We start from the raw sequence: 17924 nt of genomic DNA, 5'->3' as shown, positions 1-17924 counted from the left end.
GGTGATTAGCGTAGCGAACGCCAAGGAACGCCTGGGCAAGGTCTATGCCCGTAAGAGCGCAGCATGGGCGATTCACCCCTTCGATTCAAGTACACCGGTCACTCTTGGGCTCAAGTCCCCTACCGACCGCCAAGCGGTAGCGCAGATGTCAGCCGTGGCGGACTGGCTGGTCGAATGGTCCCAGATTGAAGTGCAGGGCGTAGAAATAGTGTGGGAAAGCCGGCGCTGGCCCAACTCCGGAACGCAGCAAGTACCGGTGAAGCTGACGGCCGGCACCCCTGCGGCAGTGGCAGCGTTTGTGGGTCGCGGCACGCACTGGCGCCTACGCCATAAGCGGGCGCAAAAGCTACTGGAGTTGGGTCAGCGAACCAAAGCCGACCCCCCTGAGCTGCGCGATGCCGTGGTCAAGGTTCTGGCTAAGGTCGATTCCTTGTCTGGTTCCGACTTCGAGCGCATTTTCGACGTGCTCGACTGGCTCAACAATCATCCGGCGTCCGGGCTCTACCCGCGGCAGCTTCCGGTGGCAGGCATCGATTCAAAATGGCTGGAACGCCACGCCACCATCGTTCGTCCCCTTCACCTCGCCCTGGGCGGCGCTGCCGGAATGGGGCTGGCGACCCCACCAAAAATGTATCGTGTGAAGTTTCTGGACGCCGCACTTGCCCCTGGTGGTCTCGGGGATTTGGCAGCTCCCCTCACCTCACTCGCCCAGCTGCAGCTGGCCCCCTTGTGCGTGTTAATCGTCGAGAATCTTCAGACGTTGCTCTCCCTGCCGCCGCTGCGCGGGGTGGTTGCCCTGCACGGCGGCGGCTATGACGTGCAGTGGTGTGCGCAGCTGCCTTGGGTGCGTACCACCGACGTCCTGTATTGGGGCGATCTGGACGCCGATGGGTTAAGCATCCTTAGCGCCTTGCGAGGTGTCCTGCCAGGGACGCGCTCGGTCATGATGGAACGGAATACGCTGGAGCAGTTCAGCGACTTCGCGGTGCCTGATCCCAATGGCCAGCCCAAGAGCAAGCCGGGGTGGTTGGAGCCAGCCGAAGCCGAGGCTTATGAGCAGCTACGCAAGTTAGGTGGGATGCGCCTGGAGCAGGAGCGCATCCTGTGGGCCTATGCATTGGCCGAACTATTGCGCTCGTTGCCCTCCGACACCCCTTTGTAGTGACGTTTAGGCCGAAAGCCGCCTCCGAAGTGTGACGTCGACTTCCTTCGCGTCAAATTCATTGGGATCGAGCGTTTCACCTGGTTCCAACGCCAACATGTGGCAAACGTGTTCATAGTCGGGGTGTGAAGGATTGTTCATGACGTCCAACGCGTGGTACCAACCCGGAAGGCCACCAATGTCATCGACCGGTGCACGCATGCGCCCTGCCGTGCACTGAACCGCCTGGCCCTCGGAGGAGTCCAGGATTTTTTCCAGTACGATTTCGTGACGCCAACAATCACCGAAGTCGTACTCGTAGAAGAACCGATCTTTGGGCTGGCACAGCAGCTGTCCTACACTATACTCATACTCGTCGTGTGCCCGTTCAAGTCCCATCGCGGGGTCGGAGAACTGCGTCCGGCCCAACCGTTTCGAAGGTTCTTCCGGCATTTCGAAGGCGTGCAAGTGCGAACCTTCCCACCCGAAGACGAGCTGCAGCGCGATGTGCAGATCGGCCAAGGAGGCCGAGGATGGCAGCAAGAGGCGGCGCCAGATCGGCGGTTGCGCGTACTGAAGGTCGACACGCAGCTGAAGCACCTTATCCCCTGGGATGCCATCACCCAGTTCGAGTTTGTCTGGACGTGCTGTATGAGAGGCGCCTTCGCCGGATTGTCTCGAGCCACCGCTAGGAGACAAGAAGCTCCCAAAGATTTCCCGCAGCTCGGCATCTCCCATGCCAGGAAGAATGCGAGTTCCCCTATTGGCCTTTTTCTGCGTGGAAGGCTTCTTACGTCGTCTACTCTTCGGCATTTACGCTCCTCCGCTATGTCGCCCTGCCAAAAACAAATTGATGAGAAGTGGCTACCGGTTTAAGTCGTGCACGATCACCATAATTGGAATACGTGCCCAATGGATGAAACCGGGACCTACAGGTCTAGAGTACCGGCCGCGTCTTGGCGCAGCTGGTTCTTGCGGATCTTGCCGGTGACGGTGGTGGGGAACTCCTTCAGCACCATCAGGTGCTCGGGCACCTTGTAGTGGGCGAGCTTCCCGCGGGCGAACTCGCGTACGTCGGCCAGATCCAGCGGGGCGCGGCCGGCCTTCATCCGCACGCAGGCGCACACCACCTCCCCGTATTTTTCATCGGGCACCCCAATCACCGAGACGTCCTCGATGTCCGGGTGGCGGAAGTAGAAGTCCTCGATTTCCCGCGGGTAGATGTTCTCCCCGCCGCGAATGATCATGTCCTTGATGCGCCCAACGATGGTGCAGTAGCCGTCCTCGCGCATCACCGCCAGGTCCCCGGTGTGCATCCAGCCGTCCTCGTCGATGGCCTCACGGGTCTTTTCCTCATCGTTCCAGTACCCGAGCATGACCGAGTAGCCGCGGGTGCAGTACTCCCCGGGCTCACCGCGCTGCACGGTCTGCCCGGTGGCCGGGTCGATGATCTTGATTTCCAGGTGCGGGTGCACGCGGCCGATGGTGGCGGTGCGCCGCTCCACATCGTCATCGTCGCGCGTTTGGCAGGAGACCGGGCTGGTTTCGGTCATCCCATAGGCGATGGAGATCCCCTCCATGTGCATGTCCTGGATGCTGCGGCGCATGACCTCCACCGGGCAGACCGAACCGGCCATGATCCCGGTGCGCAGGGTGCCCAGGTCGTAGTCGCCAAAGCTGGGGTGGTTCTGCATGGCGATGAACATGGTGGGCACCCCGTAGACTCCGGTGCACCGCTCCTGCGCGATGGCGCGCAGGGTGGCTTCGGGTTCGAAGCTGGGGGCGGGGATGACCATGGTGGTGCCATGCGTGGTGCACCCCAGGTTGCCCATCACCATTCCGAAGCAGTGGTAGAAGGGAACCGGGATGCATAGCCGGTCCTCGGGGCCGAGGCGGATCATCTCGGTGACGAAGTACCCGTTGTTCAGGATGTTGCGGTGGCTGAGGGTCGCGCCCTTGGGGTAGCCGGTGGTGCCCGAGGTGTACTGGATGTTGATCGGCTCCTCCGGGGTGGTGCCGGCCAGATGGCGGTCCACCTCGGCCTGCGGGATCTGTCCACCCGCCTCCAGCAGTTGCGCCCAGTCATCGGTATCCAGGTAGATCACCCGCTCCAGGTCGGGCGTGTCCACCATGGATCGCTCGATCATCTCCCGGTAGTTGCTGCTCTTGAACTCGGAGACCGCCACGAGCATGCGCATCCCGCTGTGGTTCACCGCGTAGGCGTACTCGTGGGTGCGGTAAGCGGGATTCACGTTGACCAGGATGACCCCGAGCTTGGCGGTGGCGTACTGCACCAGTGTCCATTCGGCGCAATTCGGCGCCCAGATGCCCAGGCGGTCCCCCTTGTTGATGCCGGCGGCCAGCAGTCCGCGGGCCAGCAGGTTTACATCCCGGTCCAGTTCCGACCAGGTCCAGCGCCGGCCCGAAGCCACCTCCACCAGCGCCTCGCGCTGGGAGTAGCGGGCCACCGTGTCCTGCAGTGATCCGCCGATGGTGTCCTGCAGCAGCGCTGGCTCTGTCTCACCCTTCGCATAGGATTTCATGCCCCGACTCCCCCGACTCGAAGCTCCTGCACCATGGCGGTGGAATTCGCTGTTTGCGGCGTGCGCGCCCGTGCCTGCTGGTTCATGTTTTCTCCATGCTTCTCAGGTGGCGTGATGACTGGGTTCCGCGCCGAGAGCACCGGGGTTCGGATTATCCCGGACGTGTCGCGGGTCACAATCTTTACAATAGCCGCACACCCGGTTCAAGCCAACTAACCGAGTTTCCTCGTCGGGTCGGGCATCAGCCGGGACGCTTGGCCTCGTACATGGACCGGTCCGCCCGCAGCACGAGGGTTCCCAGGTTGTCCTCCGGCCCGGCCTGCGCCACCCCGAAGGACCAAGATGCCCGGGAGGTCTCCTGCATCCGACGCATCAGCCCCTGCGCCTGTGGTGCGGTGGTGTCCGGGAAGAGCAGCACGAATTCATCGCCGCCAAGCCGGAAGATCAGATCCGTTCTGCGCGCCGCATCCTGCCAGTGCCGGACCAGCTCCTGCAGGATCCTGTCCCCCGCCCCGTGGCCCTGGGTGTCATTGATGGTCTTGAATCCACCCAGGTCGACCACCGCCACGCTCAAGGGCTCTCCGCGCTTGCGCGGACGCAGCATCACCTGCTCCCCATAAACGGTCAGTGCCCGCCGATTGAGTGCCCCGGTGAGCTCATCAACCTCGGTCTGCTCGCGGAACCGGTCCCGCACAAACGAGCCCACGCCGGTGCCCAGAACGGTGAAGAACATCAGGGCAGCGCTGTTCAAGATCCCCTGGCTGTGTTCGGTGCCAGCAGCCGGGCCGATGAGCACACCGTGGGAATGGTGAATAGCAGCGCCGGGTAGATCGTGCACCGCGCCAGCCAGGGCGGGAAAATCCACGAAAGGTAGAGCGCCAGCAGCGGGAACTGCTGCAGGCGGAAGACCACTTGTTCGTGGTTTCGGGTGAACGCCACAAAGTAGATGAACGCGGCGACCTCGGCCAGCGCACCCACGTACATGATCCAGGACGCCAGCTTGTCCCCGGCGCGGTAAATCGCGCCCAGGATGGCGGCGCAGCCCAGACAATACAGGATGTTGAAACCCTGCAGCACCGGGCTGCGCACCGGAAGAAAAAGCGCAATGAGATAAAAGACCAGCATGAACAGGGCCACCAGCGCGGTGACCATGACGTGCATCTGGGTCAAGGTGCGAAACGGCGCGGGCACAACGTTCTGCCACCACGCCATGGGGGTGTGCTCCCGCCGGTCAGCCGGCATGCGCCCCGCCCCGGGGGCAGAAACTGGGAAAACGCCGCAGAGCGACCCACGTCGTGGTTTCGCCTTCTGGGGCACTGTAAAATCTGCTTCGGGCCCCGGCCCCGCGCCCTGCAGCCACCGTCATCACTTCCCGCCGACCAACCCTTCGCCTATCGTCATTCCGCGCTCAAAGGTATCCCTTGAAATTCGTTTTCCAACCGCTCATCGACGTAGGCTCCTCTTCCCTGCTGGGTTTCGAAGCCCTGACCCGCTTCGCCGACGCGCTTGGCCCCGCACAGCACTTCCAGGCCGCCCGGGATGAGGGTCGGCTGGTCGAGTTGGAGCTGCGCGCCATCCAGGGCATCCTGGAGGCCAGCGCCCTGCTGCCCACCGGCGTGCTGGTGACCCTGAACGCCTCGGGGTTGACGATCGAATCCTTCGCCGGCTCCAGTCTACGGCTCGACCCCCGGCTGGTGTGGGGTCTGGAACTCAATGAGCAAAGCGATCCGGCAGTATGCGCCCGGGCCCGGCAGCTGGCCGACGCCATGGGCTGCCTACTGCTCATTGATGACGCTGGGGTCGCCCACGCCACCCGTGAGCGGATTGTGCAGCTGCACCCGGACATCGTGAAGCTGGACCGCACCATGATCACCGGCTATGAGCAGGACCCGCGGATCCGAACGCTGGTTGATTCGCTGTTGCAGGCTGCCAATTCGATCGGGGCCAAGACGCTGGCCGAGGGCGTGGAAACCATCGGGCAGCTGCAGCTGGTGGAGCGACTGGGGTTCGACTATGCCCAGGGGTTCCACTTCAGCCCCGGGCGGCCGGGCGAGGAGATCGGGGCAATGCTGCAGGATCTGGACCGGCGCCTCGGGATTGGTATTCCGGCCCCCTGACCGGCGTTCGCACTCTTGGAGCGCGAGAACCGGATCACCGACAGTATCCTTAGCAGTCCCAGCACCGGGTAGATCGCCGCGAGGCTGCCCACGAACGCGGCCGGCACCGAACGCCAGCGCGAATGCAAGGTGCTTTCGGGCAGCAACAGTCCCCGCGTCCCGGGGACGGCGAGCGCGGCAATAGTACTGCATTCCCATTACTGCCCGGCCGGCGCTCCACGTGCGTGCCGGTGGCCACGTTCTTCTGGGAGGCCCAACCCACCAGCACGACACCCGGGGGCCAGCAAACGGATTATCGGTAGTGCGGCCAGGGGAAAAATTTGGCAAATCCCCACCGCCAAAAACGGTGACAACCGGGGGTTGAGTCCGTATTGTTTTCAGTACGCTTTTTCGCGCCGCCCCAGTAGCCGAAGGTCGGAAATGTCCGAGCCATCCCCACCCACCAGTACCCCACCACCGGATCCCCAGGTGCTCCGGGAACCGGAACGCGCGATGCGTTCCTTTGGGCACCTCCTGGTGAACACGGCGGTGGCGAACCTGACGACCAGCTACCTGTGGTTTGCGCTGGTGTTCTGGGTCTACCTGAAAACCCGCAATGTCATGGCCACCGGGTTCATTGGCGGCGCATTCATGCTGCTGATTGCCGTGTTCTCCATGGTCTTTGGCACGATCGTTGACAACCACCGCAAGAAGACGGTGTTCGTCTTCTCCGCCGTCTTCACGGCGGTGGCGTTCTGCCTGGCCGGCCTGCTCTACCTGTGGCTTCCCACCGAGCGGATCCTGTACATCGGCGGATGGGAGTTCTGGCTCTTTTGCGGGGTGATCCTGCTCGGTTCCATTGTCGAGCAGATGCGCTCCATCGCATTGTCCACCACGGTTACGCTGCTGGTCCCGGTCGAACGCCACGCGAACGCAAACGGTCTGGTCGGTACCGTGCAGGGCATCGCCTTCATCATCACCAGCGTCTTTTCCGGGCTGTCCATCGGGCTGCTGGGGATGGGCTGGACGCTCTCGCTGTCGATTGCGCTGGTGGCGGTGAGCATGGTGCACCTGGTGCTGATCCCCATCCCGGAACAGGCCCCCGAGCGGGAGCCGGGACGGAACCGGGCGATTGACCTGAAGATGGGGTTCACCACCGTGCTGGCGATCCCCGGACTGTTGTCGCTGATCATCTTCTCGATGTTCAACAACTTCGTCGGCGGAGTCTACATGGCGTTGATGGACCCCTACGGGCTGACCATCATGTCCGTTGAAATGTGGGGGATCGTGTTCGGGCTGGCCTCCACCGGCTTCATCGTTGGCGGGCTGTTGGTGGCGAAGTTCGGGCTGGGCCGAAACCCCATTCGCACGCTGCTGCTGGCCGTGGCAATGATGGGGCTGCTGGGCGCCGTGTTCACGATCCGGGAATGGACCTGGCTCTACGTGCTGGGCATCTGGCTGTACATGATGCTGATCCCGGCCGCGGAAGCCTCCGAGCAAACGGTAATCCAGAAAGTCGTCCCATTCCGCCGGCAGGGCCGGGTGTTCGGCTTCGCCCAGATGCTCGAGGCGGCAGCGGCCCCCATCACGGCTTTCCTGATTGCCCCGCTGGCCGAATACCTGATCATCCCGTTCATGAAATCGGAGCAGGGTGAAGCGGCCCTGGGCTGGCTGCTGGGGGCCGGGCAGGCCCGCGGCATCGCCCTGGTGTTCCTGGTGGCCGGGTTGGTGATGGTGCTCGTCGCCTTGCTGGCTCTGGGCAGCGGCCAGTACCGGAAGCTGTCCAGGATCTTTGCCGCCCAGAAGCAGAATGAGCCGGAGACCAACCAAGCGGTGGCCGACTAGTGTCCTGGGCTGTTGCCAGGGCGACGCGGGCGACGAAGATCGAGGCAAGGGCACCCAGAAAATACTTCCCTCCGACTCGAATATCGCACAGTTCCTCGCCGGACTTACCCCAATGTAACTCAGGCACGATGGCCCTTCTGTATGCGATTTTCCGACATGTCCCCAGCGAGACACAGACGAAGCGGCTGCGGGCGGTACAACGCCGATTCCCCGGTCAGCCCGCGCACCCAGAGCTTCTAGCCGAAGACCAGGTTCGCCCTAATGTAGGTCCTTAATTCGATCGATACGGACTGAAGGACTTTACACGCGCGGCTGCTTTGCAGCCCTCATTGGGCGGATACACCGTGGGCGCTGACAGCGCCCACGTGAAGTACCTGCAGGTTATTGACTTAGAACTGTTGCGTGCGCTGAACGCCCCGGTCGCTGCCCACCAACACGACTGGCAGCTGGCTTTATCACCGGCCGGGGCACTCCCCTAGACCGCTAGGGCCAGCTTATTGACGATAACCGTCGGGAGGTCATTGCCAATTTGAGTTTTTCTATTGGGCCCTCACGAACCTCTCTGCTCCTGCAACTGCCGAGGAACCCAGATCGCCTTTGGCCAGCATTTGGCCGGTGTCCACTGCCTCTAGCCATTGGTCCGTAGTGGCTACCGCGGCAAAATTCGAATTCAGCACGGTCATGAGGGTTTCGTGCACCAGCTGGGCATCCGCAATGCCAGCGGTATTGGCTAGATGGATCGCTCCACTGGCGTCGGAGAGGATTTCCACATTGATGCCCAGCGGCTCTGCCGCAGCAGCCGTTGCGAAGTCGCAGTTATTGGTCATGTATCCCACCAGGGTCACAGTGTCCGCGCCGTTCTCGCGCAACCACTGTTCAATATCAGTATCAGCGAAGACACTGGCATATTTCTTTTCCACCTGCTTCCAGTCTGGCTGGACGCGAGAGGCGATCTCGGCACGCAATTCGGCTCCAGCTGATCCCCGCGCAAAAACAGGGCTCTCCTCTGGCAGGACGTGTCGGACCACTGCGATCGGCAACCCAGCGAGCTGCGCCTTTTCGGCCACACGAATTATATTGCCCAGGGATTCATCCCGGTCCGGATACTGAATCTCAAGTGGACCGCCGAAGTATTCGTTCTGGATGTCGATCAGGATTACAGCACGGCGTGTGGTGCTCATTCTTTTTCCCTTCTTCGAGGCGACTCGTTGTCCTTAAATGCTTTCAGCAACTACAGTTCGAAGTGAGTGTCATTCACGCATACCTTCGATGGGAATGAGACAAGATGCGTATAGCGCTCCACGCTTTCGACGGCATCAGCATGTTTCATCTGGCTGCTCCTCTCCTGGTCTTTTCGGAGGTCAGCCGATTGGGACTTGCCGAGGACTGGTCTACACAAATCTTTACCGAGGCAGCCGGGGAGGTACGTTCGGCCGAAGGATACTTAATCGGTGGACTGGCTGGCTTGGAGATTCTCAACAGTATTGACCTCCTCGTGCTGGCGTCCTGGAAGCCGGACCTGCCCGAGCCTTCAGAGGAACTCACGCGGGCAATTGGCCAGGTCCACAACGGGGGTAAGCGAGTTGCGGGGCTTTGTCTGGGAGCCTTCCCCGTAGCACGCAGCGGGATTCTCGATGGACGCACCGCGGTAACCCATTGGGAGGCAGTGAACGAGGCCGCTGCACGGCATACGGAGGTTAGCTTCGGAGCCTCGGCCCTCTACATCGACCACGGAGATATCCTGACTTCTGCAGGAACAGCCTCATCCTTGGACGCCTGCCTTCACATTGTGCGCCGTGAACTTGGAGCGACGGCGGCCGCTACCGTGGCACGACACATCGTGGTTGCGCCGCACAGGGAAGGCGACCAAACTCAGTACATTCAGCGCCCAGTATTGGAACCTGCAACTGACAGTCCTCTTGGCCCCGTCATTGAATGGGCCCTGGCCAACCTTGACAAGAAACTAGGTGTGGAGGAGCTAGCTGCTCGAGCACATATGAGCAGTCGCAATTTCACTCGACGTTTCAAGCAGGCTACAGGAACGACTCCTGCCCGCTGGGTGCTTTCTCGTCGGCTCGACGAGGCCCGCATGTTGTTGGAAACTACGCGATGGAGCGTCGCACGGATCGCCGATACGTGCGGATTTGGTAGCGCCGTCACGCTGCGACAGAACTTTATTTCTGCATTTGCGACAACGCCCACTTCTTACCGACGTCGTTTCTCCAATATCTCCTGAGGTGCATGATCTAACCGGGTTACGGGAAGACCGACTGGCCAAGCTTTCGTCGCCCGGAAACAGAATCAGGATCGGCGCCGGCAAAGAACTGGCCGTGGCGAGTTACTAACTTGCATCGAGCGTGGAAGGATCTCCCAACCCATAACCTTTTCGGGGTTACTCGGCGGATATCCATGCCTGTGATCTTCGGGCAATGGCCGCTAGGAAGAACGTGACGATTTTGCCGCTGCCGCAAAACCGGTCACGGTCGGCAGCAGAATTGCCTAATGTTGAGGGGCAACCGGGTAACAGCCCGGCTCTGGCAAGCAGGTTCAGTAGAGGAAAAGATGACGCAGCATTCCGGGGAAGAACTCGTTGGCAAGGACTTTTGGGAAAGCCACTATGGACGATCCGAGCGGATCTGGTCCGGCAACGTGAACTCCACCCTGGCCGCCGCGCTGAAGGACCTGGCGCCGGGCAGCGCGTTGGACCTGGGCTGCGGTGAGGGCGGGGACGCGCTCTGGCTGGCAGCGCGGGGCTGGCAGGTCACCGGAGTTGATATCTCCGAAACCGCCGTCGCCCGCGCGCGTGAGGCAGCCGCCGAACACGGGATGTCCGAATCCACCGAATTCATCGCCGTGGATCTGGCCGAATGGGATGATCAGCGGGAGTTTGACCTGGTAACCCTCAGTTTCTTCCAGGCACCCTTTGACTTCCAGCGCGCTGAAATCCAGCGCAGGGCCACCGAACGCGTCGCCGTTGGCGGACGCATCGTGGTGCTCTCCCACGGTAGCCACCCCTCCTGGGCCGGACCTGGCGCCAAGGGGCAGGGGCATGCCCATCATCCGGCCATGCCCACGGTCGATGACGAGCTGCGCGCGCTGGGCATGCCAACCGCTGGCTGGGAGGTGCTGCGTGCGGAGCTGGTGCAGCGCGAGGTCACGGGACCCGAAGGGCAGCACGCCACCATTGATGACGTGCTGGTGGTGGCCCGCCGAAGCTAGCCGCCATGCCCTCCTTGCCGGCCTAGGAAACCGGCTGGTGCCTAACGCAGCCGGGAGAGGCGCTGGTTGACCTCGTCCTTGTCGAAGTGCGCGACATCCAGCGCCTCGCCCTCGCCCAGGCCCAGCCACTGGCGGTACTCGTCATGCTCCGGATGCTTCCGGTCCTCGACGGCCGCCTGGATGTTCTCCCAGCCCCATACCCCGCCGGAGTCCTCGGCCGGGGCCATCCGCCGCCCACCGGTGCAGCGCGGCACGGTGCCGCCGTCATCAGCCAGAACCTTTTCCAGTTCGATGACGTGTTCCCAGTTGTCCCCGAAATCGTAGATGTAGTCCAGCTTGTCCTTCGGCTCGCTCAGCAGTCCGCCGACCGTCACCGTGGTCTCGTCGATGTCCTCGTCCATGCCCCCGGGTTTGGGCGCATAGGACGCACCGTTGCGGCCCCCGTGGGAGAAGCTGTGCAGGTGGCTGTCATCCCATGCGAAACTGCGCTGGATGATCGCATGCAGCCCGTCCAACCGGGTTTCGGGCCGCACCAGAACACGGCGCCAGATCGGCGGCTTGGCAGAGCGCAGGGTGACCTTCAGCTGCAGCACGGTGCCGTCGGCAGGCTGCTGCGGCTGATCTGTGTGGGGCTTGCGGGCCCCTGGCAGGGCAATGACCTCGGCCAGCTCGGTGCCGGGTGTCTCGTTCCCGGCCGTTTCCGCGCCCGTGCCAGGTATGACCTCCAGGTCGGTGACGTTCTCCTGCCCTCCACCGTCCTGTTGGCCTGCGGGCACCGGGCTGGCCTCGGGCGAGTCGTCAAAGGGATCCTCCTCCACGCTGGAGTCAATGAAGCTTTCAACCATCAGCGACAGGCTCACCGTGCTGTGGTAGCCCTCGTCCTTTGTGATCAGACCCAGCCATGCCAGTTCCTCCAGCATCCCCACGGCCAGGTCCCGTTGCTCCTGGCGGACCATCGGGTCCGTGTCCTGCCCAACCGGCAACGCTGCACCATCCAGTCCCTCAAAGATCCACCCCGTGCACAATTCCCACGCGCCGGTCACCTCCGAATCCGCCGCGGGTGCCAGTTCCAGCAGATCTTCCACGTAGGCCTGGACAAAGTTGAACACCGCAGCGAAGCCGGCTTCCGAGTCCATCTCCTGCGCGAAATCCTCGGCGGCTTCCCCGGCAAGCACATCATGCCGGCGCAGGTCGCACACGCCCGAAACCAGCAGTGAGCGGTAGATCCGCAGAAGCTGGGCCGGGACGTCAAAAGTCCGGGAATCGGGCATCAGGTCCGCCGTCTGCCGCTGCGCCTCCGCGAACGCCTCGGGGGTCAGCTCCCCGTTCTCCTGAACCGGCCGACCAGCCCCCAGCCAGCTGGAGAGGCGACGGCCAATGGCGAGCAGGGGCGCCTGACGCAATTCGCCGGTGATGACCGAGCGCATGTGCTCGAACAGGCCCTCGTCCTCCATGTCCGCGAAGTGTGAATCGTCCTCACCTTCAGCGAACTCGAGCAGCCGCTGCAGCTGCTGCTCGGTACCGGCCCAGCGCCCGGTCTCGTCCAGGAAGAGCGCGTAGTCCTGCCAGGAACGCAACAGCATCTGCCCCTGCTGCATCGAAAGATCGCCCTGGGCCTGGTCCTCGGCGAAGGCGATGATCGCCGCCAGCACCTCGATCAGCTGCTCAACCCGCAGCTCGGTGGCCGACAGTGCCCCGGTCGCCTCGGCGTAGATGCCCAGGGAGTATCTGACGAGTTCGAAGCTGGGCAACGCCAGTTCACCCATCTCCGGATCGTCGTAGGCGCTTTCAAACCAGGCGACGTAATCGGCGGCAAGGCTATCAACCTGACGCTCCATAATGGCGCTATTCGCCGGCTTGCCCCGGTGTTCCTGGCGTGCCGGGTGGCCCTGCTTGCGGACTTTCTTCTTCTTTTTCTGTGCCACCGCGCGCTTCCCCTGCTTCCGCTTCGAAATTGTCTTGTATTCAGGCTACTTCCTACCCACCCTTGGACCCGGAAAGCCGTGCCACCATTGCCTGCCCCTGCTGCGATTGAGCGCTCTGCGCCCGCACTTCCCCTTACTGGGAATTACCTGAGAGTCCTCGCGTTTGCATGCGTGTGAAAGCTAGAGTCCGATGCAAGCATTGCTGTTGCCACTGGGCTTGCCTGATTTGCGTCGCATCACTCGCATCTGGGTCCGCCCAACCAGACACGGCCAACCGCAGCGCGACTACCGGGGAAATCAATGCCGGTATTTGTCGTGCCCTTTTGGAGGTTGAAGCATGGCGGAGCGATTCGTGAAATCGCACATTGCAGAACGCGTGGCTGAATTTATCGGAGCGCGCGAAACCCGCGCATACTTGGAGTCCCACGGCTGGGTCCAGGGCATGCCCATCATCATGGCCAAGCCGCATGAGCCGCTGGACGACGTGATGGGTCTGGTTGCCATCCAGCAGGGCCCTGCACTGGTTGCCACTGTGGATCCCAGCACCGAGGAGCTTCGCTTCCTCTACGTCTCAACCCCCTCCGCCGCGTTGAAGGACGTGCCTCCGTGCCGCCCGGAAACCGATGTCTGCAAGCTCTTCGAGGCCGCGGCCAGAAGCGAAAGCATCACCTTCCGCAGCCGCTACACCCCGCACAGCGCGGTGGCGCACCTGGTTCCGGTCTTTGATGCCGCAGCAACACAGGCCATCCCCGCCGACGAGGGGGAAAGCTCACTCAAGCCCTGACGCATTGTGCGCGATCCCCAGCACCACCGAAAACGCTGCCGCGGCGGACCACACAAAGCGGGTCTGCCGCGGCAGCGGTGAGAAGTTGATTGGTGCGCTGCCGGTCGGGCCAGCCGAGAAAAATTGAAGAACGGCAGCAAAAAACCGCGGGGCGATCGTACGGCTCCGCGGCCAGAAGTGCAGGGTTTCCCGGTAGGAAGGAACTTAGTGGGAATGATAACCCCAGATCCATCTGGACGGTGTTACCACTCCACCGGATCACCGCACACCTACCGGGGGGTGAATGCACGAGACCCTTATCCGGTCGCCTTGGACGACCAGACGTTATGACTGTAGCACCCGGCGGACCACCCAGACGGCGTTGCGCCGCACGAGGGCGCATGACCTTTCACACCTTGACTCAGCGGCTTTTTCCTGTCCATTTTCAGCCGCGTGAGCGAACCGCCTGCAGGTGTTGAACCTCGCAGCAGGTCAAACACGCGTCGCGTTAAAAGGAGAACCGGAACCACACCCGGTCACGACGTTCCCGCCCGGCCTGTCCCTGCGAAACATCACTGGAACAAAGAGGTTGGACAAGCTGGGAGGTACGACGTGAACCAGGGCGCGGCTCCGGCCCGGTCTAGGAGTACTGCAGGCAGCGCCTACAGCATGATCTGGCGGTTCTGGTCCTTGTAGAGCAGGTAGCGGAAGTTCGACGGTCCGCCGGCGTAGCAGGCCTGCGGGCAGAAGGCGCGCAGTGCCATGTAGTCCCCGGCCTCGACCTCCACCCAGTCGTCGTTCAGGCGGTAGACGGCCTTGCCCTCCAGGACGTACAGGCCGTGTTCCATCACGTGGGTTTCGGCGAACGGGATCGAGGCGCCCGGTTCGAAGGTCACGATGTTCACCCCGAAGTCGAAGGCCACGTCGTTCGGGTCCAGCATCCGGGTGGTGCGCCACTTGCCGTCGGTGTCGGGCATGGCGCCGGCCTCGATGTCCTGCTCGTTGCCGACCACCGGACCCGGGGCGGCCACCCCGGCCAGCGGCTCGTAGCGCTTGCGGATCCAGTGGAAGGTGGCGACCTCGGCGGCGTTGTTCTTCGCCGACCACTGAGCACCGGCCGGCAGGTAGGCGAAGCCGCCCTCGGCCAGCACGTGGTTCTCGCCCTCGATGCTCAGGCTCAGTTCCCCGGCCACCACGAACACAAACCCGGAAACCTCGGCCTGCGGCTCGGGCTTCTCGGCGCCGCCACCCGGACCGACCTCAACGATCGACTGGGCGAAGGTGGTCGGCCCGCCGGCCACCGGACGGTTCAGCACCCAGGCGCGGGTGTTGGTCCACTCGGGGAAGACGCTGGTGACGATGTCGCGCAGTACCCCGCGCGGGATCACGGTGTACGCCTCGGTGACCACGGCGCGGTCAGTGAGCAGATCGGTCTGCGGCGGGTGGCCGCCGTAGGTGGTGTAGTAGGGGGTCTTCGCGCCGGCTTGGGCTGTCATGGTCTTCTCCTCAGGCATGGGAACGGTTCAGGGCTAGGGCTTCAAGTTCGGCAACGGAAATCTGGGCCAGTGCGGCCACTTCCTCTTCCTCCACCGCACCGCAGGCCAGGCCGCGGTGGATGTAGCGGGCCAGCGCACGGGCGGTCGCCGGCTCATCCATGATCGCCGATTCGATCTTGTGGACGTAGTTGCGCAGCCGGGTGGCTGCCGCTTCAAGGTTCTCCCGGAAGAAGGAGAAGGTTGCCAGGTAGCGGGTGACCAGCTGGTTCTCGTGCAGGTCCCAGCCCTGGTAGATGCCGCGTTCCAGGTGGCGGCGCACCAGGCGGGCGTGCAGCGCCCAGGCGGCGGCCACGTTCTCCGGGTCCCCGGCGGGCAGGATGTTGGTCGAGCCGTCGGAGAGCTCCACCCCGGTGCCGGCCACCACAACCTGCAGCACGTCCTTGGCGAAGTCCGCCACCGGGTGCTCCATGGACTGGTAGGCGGCGGCGACCCCGAGCGAGGCCGAGTAGTCATAGGTGCCGTAGTGCAGCGAGGAGACCCGCCCCTTGCCGGCGTGGATCAGCTGGGCCACCGGGTGGGTGCCGTCCGCGGCGATGATCACCTGCGGGGTCTCCACCTGCACCTCGAAGCGCAGCGAACCGGCCTCCAGGCGGTGGGCGGCCTCCAGCTTCTCGGCCAGGAACACCATGGCCTCGACCTGGGCCACGGTGGTGACCTTCGGCAGGGTCAGGCGCAGCCCCTGCGGCAGCGGGCCGTGGCTGGCCAGCTGGGAGATGAACACGTCCAGGGTGCGCACCGCCCGGGCCCGGGTCTCGGCCTCAAAGCACTTGAAGCGGATCCCGATGAACGCCGGTGCGGTGCCGGCGGCCACCGCACCGGCCACCGCGTCGGCGGCGGCCGCTGCGGCCGCGTCCTCCTCGGCGTCGGTGCGATGGCCGAAGCCGTCCTCAAAATCCAGACGCAGGTCTTCGATCGGCTCCCCACGCAGCTTCGCGGCCACCAGGGCACCGAGCTTCTGCCCTTCGCGCAGCCCCAGGTTCCCGGCCAGCTCGGCCAGGCCCTCGGCACCGCCGACGGCGGCCAGGGCGTTCGCGCCCCAGCGGGCCGGCAGTTCGGCGGTGTAGCGGTCGGCCGGGACGTACACGGTGTGCACCGGCTGGCGGGCGCCGGTGTCCCCGGCATAGCTGGTGGCCAGCAGCTGGTCGGTGGCGGCCAGCTGGCCCTCCACGGCGGCGAGGGTCGCCTGATCGAAGACTGTGTTCATTACTTGCTCACGTATTCCTTTTCCAGTAGTTCGTAGGCCGGCAGGGTCAGGAAGTCAACGAAGTCCTCGTCCCGGCCGCTGACCAGCTTGCCGATCAGCTCCGCTGCCGGCTGGTAGTAGGCGGCGAAACGCTCTTCGTCGTTCACTTCACCACGCAGCCGCTCAACTTCCTCGGCCAGCAGGGTGGAGACCATTTCGGCGGTAATGGTGTTGCCGGTGTCCTCGGCGACCACCTCGTTGTGGATCTGCTGCCAGATCTGCGAACGGGAGATCTCCGCGGTGGCCGCGTCCTCCATCAGGTTGTGGATCGCCACCGCGCCGTTGCCCGAGAGCCACACGGCGGTGTAGGCCACGGCCACGTACAGGTTGGCGCGCACGCCCGCCTCGGTGACCTTGCCCGGGGCGCTGGCCACGTCCAGCAGCTGCTCGGCGGTGACTTCCACCTCCGGACGCTGTTTGTCGATCTGGTTCGGCTTCTCGCCCAGCACCGAGTCGAACACCTCGCGGCAGATCGGCACCAGGTCCGGGTGGGCCACCCAGGAGCCGTCGAAGCCGTCGGTGGCCTCACGGGTCTTGTCGTCGCGCACCTTGGCGAAGGCGGCCTCGGTGACCTCCGGTTCGCGGCGGTTCGGGATGAAGGCGGCCATGCCGCCCATGGCGAAGGCCCCGCGCTTGTGGCAGGTCTTGACCAGCAGCTCGGTGTAGGCGCGCATCATCGGGGCGGTCATCGCCACGTCCGCGCGGTCGGGCATGATGAAGTCGGCGCCGGCCTCGCGGAAGGTCTTGATGATGGAGAACAGGTAGTCCCAGCGTCCGGCGTTCAGGCCCGAGACGTGGTCGCGCAGCTCATAGAGGAACTCGTCCATCTGGAAGGCGGCCGGGATGGTCTCGATCAGCATGGTCGCACGCACGGTGCCGTGCTCGATGCCCAGCTCCTGCTGCGCGAAGGTGAAGATCTCATTCCACAGGCGCACCTCCAGGTAGTGCTCCATCTTGGGCAGGTAGTAGAACGGACCCTGCCCGGATTCGGCCAGCACCTTGGCGTTGTGGAAGAAGTGCAGCCCGAAGTCGACCAGCGCGCCCACGGCCGGCTTGCCGTTGACCTGCACGTTGTTCTCATTCAGGTGCCAGCCGCGGGGGCGGACCACCACGACGGCCAGCGGCGCGTCGGTGCGCAGCGAGTAGGTCTTGCCGTCCGGCTGGGAGAAGCTGAGCTCACCGCGGGCGGCGGCGCTCAGGTTCGCGATCGCGTCGATGACATTGTCCCAGCTGGGGGTGGAGGCGTCCTCCAGGTCGGCCAGCCACACCTTGGCGCCGGAGTTCAGCGCGTTGATGGCCATCTTCGCCGGGGAGGCCGGGCCGGTGATTTCCACGCGGCGGTCGCGCAGCGCCTCGGGGGCCTCGGCGACCTTCCAGTCGCCGTTGCGCACGTGCTCGGTTTCCGGGTCAAAGTCGATGCGCTTGGCGGCCGAGTACTCGGCGCGGCGCTCGTCGCGGGCGGCGACCAGCTCGTCGCGGGTGCCGGCGAAACGCTCGTGCAGCTTCTCGATGAAGGCCAGCGCCTCATCGGACAGGATGTCCTGGGCCGCGGGCACGTTCGGGATGCGTGAAATGGAGATGGTCATGGTGCTC

The 17924-nt window shown here is 63.8% G+C and carries 15 protein-coding genes; 6 read left to right on the top strand and 9 right to left on the bottom strand.

Features of this window, described 5'->3' with window-relative positions; genetic code table 11:
* Window position 1: 1 nt before the first annotated feature.
* Entirely contained in the window at window positions 2-1162 is a 1161-nt protein-coding gene (locus RCJ92_RS06675) for a DUF3322 domain-containing protein (RefSeq protein WP_446754109.1), read from the top strand.
* 6 nt (window positions 1163-1168) lie between these two features.
* Here RCJ92_RS06675 and RCJ92_RS06670 read toward each other — a convergent pair whose 3' ends face one another.
* The 4 genes from RCJ92_RS06670 to RCJ92_RS06655 all read right to left on the bottom strand — a co-directional run bounded on the left by RCJ92_RS06670 (window position 1169) and on the right by RCJ92_RS06655 (window position 4854).
* Complete coding sequence (locus RCJ92_RS06670; protein ID WP_446754108.1) at window positions 1169-1879, bottom strand: plasmid pRiA4b ORF-3 family protein; 711 nt, start codon at window positions 1877-1879, stop codon at window positions 1169-1171.
* 191 nt (window positions 1880-2070) lie between these two features.
* A complete protein-coding gene (locus RCJ92_RS06665; protein WP_446754107.1) occupies window positions 2071-3684 on the bottom strand; it encodes an AMP-binding protein in 1614 nt (537 codons plus the stop codon).
* A gap of 241 nt (window positions 3685-3925) precedes the next feature.
* Complete coding sequence (locus RCJ92_RS06660) at window positions 3926-4435, bottom strand: GGDEF domain-containing protein (RefSeq protein WP_446754106.1); 510 nt, start codon at window positions 4433-4435, stop codon at window positions 3926-3928.
* Entirely contained in the window at window positions 4432-4854 is a 423-nt protein-coding gene (locus RCJ92_RS06655; protein ID WP_446754105.1) for a hypothetical protein, read from the bottom strand. The genes RCJ92_RS06660 and RCJ92_RS06655 overlap by 4 nt, the downstream gene beginning before the upstream one ends.
* A 251-nt stretch (window positions 4855-5105) precedes the next feature.
* On the opposite strand from RCJ92_RS06655, the gene RCJ92_RS06650 reads away from it, so the two are divergent.
* Entirely contained in the window at window positions 5106-5801 is a 696-nt protein-coding gene (locus RCJ92_RS06650) for an EAL domain-containing protein (protein ID WP_446754104.1), read from the top strand.
* Window positions 5802-6221: 420 nt separating this feature from the next.
* Window positions 6222-7625, top strand: a complete 1404-nt coding sequence (locus tag RCJ92_RS06645; protein WP_446754103.1) for an MFS transporter — start codon at window positions 6222-6224, stop codon at window positions 7623-7625.
* Between the two features lie 539 nt (window positions 7626-8164).
* On the opposite strand, the gene RCJ92_RS06640 is transcribed toward RCJ92_RS06645, so the two are convergent.
* Window positions 8165-8806, bottom strand: coding sequence for an isochorismatase family protein (locus RCJ92_RS06640; protein ID WP_446754102.1), 642 nt, complete (start codon window positions 8804-8806; stop codon window positions 8165-8167).
* A gap of 104 nt (window positions 8807-8910) precedes the next feature.
* Between RCJ92_RS06640 and RCJ92_RS06635 the strand changes: the two genes are divergently transcribed.
* Window positions 8911-9861: a GlxA family transcriptional regulator gene (locus RCJ92_RS06635; protein WP_446754101.1), complete on the top strand. Its 951-nt coding sequence runs from the start codon at window positions 8911-8913 to the stop codon at window positions 9859-9861.
* A gap of 326 nt (window positions 9862-10187) precedes the next feature.
* Entirely contained in the window at window positions 10188-10844 is a 657-nt protein-coding gene (locus RCJ92_RS06630; RefSeq protein ID WP_138927026.1) for a class I SAM-dependent methyltransferase, read from the top strand.
* Between the two features lie 41 nt (window positions 10845-10885).
* Here the strand turns inward: RCJ92_RS06630 and RCJ92_RS06625 are convergent, their stop codons facing one another.
* Window positions 10886-12769 (bottom strand): plasmid pRiA4b ORF-3 family protein, encoded by a 1884-nt coding sequence (locus tag RCJ92_RS06625; protein ID WP_446754100.1) that lies wholly within the window; start codon window positions 12767-12769, stop codon window positions 10886-10888.
* 376 nt (window positions 12770-13145) lie between these two features.
* Between RCJ92_RS06625 and RCJ92_RS06620 the strand changes: the two genes are divergently transcribed.
* Window positions 13146-13553, top strand: coding sequence for a hypothetical protein (locus tag RCJ92_RS06620; RefSeq protein ID WP_175419459.1), 408 nt, complete (start codon window positions 13146-13148; stop codon window positions 13551-13553).
* 641 nt (window positions 13554-14194) lie between these two features.
* Here RCJ92_RS06620 and RCJ92_RS06615 read toward each other — a convergent pair.
* Genes RCJ92_RS06615 through aceB form a run of 3 tightly spaced genes read right to left on the bottom strand, consistent with a single transcriptional unit; the run spans window position 14195 to window position 17917 of the window.
* On the bottom strand, window positions 14195-15028 hold the full coding sequence (locus tag RCJ92_RS06615; RefSeq protein ID WP_138176212.1) for a bifunctional allantoicase/(S)-ureidoglycine aminohydrolase: 834 nt from the start codon (window positions 15026-15028) through the stop codon (window positions 14195-14197).
* A 10-nt stretch (window positions 15029-15038) separates the two neighbouring features.
* Window positions 15039-16292, bottom strand: a complete 1254-nt coding sequence (locus tag RCJ92_RS06610) for a DUF6986 family protein (protein ID WP_138927024.1) — start codon at window positions 16290-16292, stop codon at window positions 15039-15041.
* Window positions 16292-17917, bottom strand: a complete 1626-nt coding sequence (aceB, locus tag RCJ92_RS06605) for a malate synthase A (protein WP_446754099.1) — start codon at window positions 17915-17917, stop codon at window positions 16292-16294. Before aceB ends, RCJ92_RS06610 begins: the two co-directional genes overlap by 1 nt.
* Between the last annotated feature and the right edge of the window lie 7 nt (window positions 17918-17924).

The sequence above is a fragment of the Glutamicibacter sp. BSL13 genome, from assembly GCF_052928425.1.
Note: the sequence above shows the minus strand (reverse complement) of the source record. Positions and strands in the feature narration are given on the sequence as shown.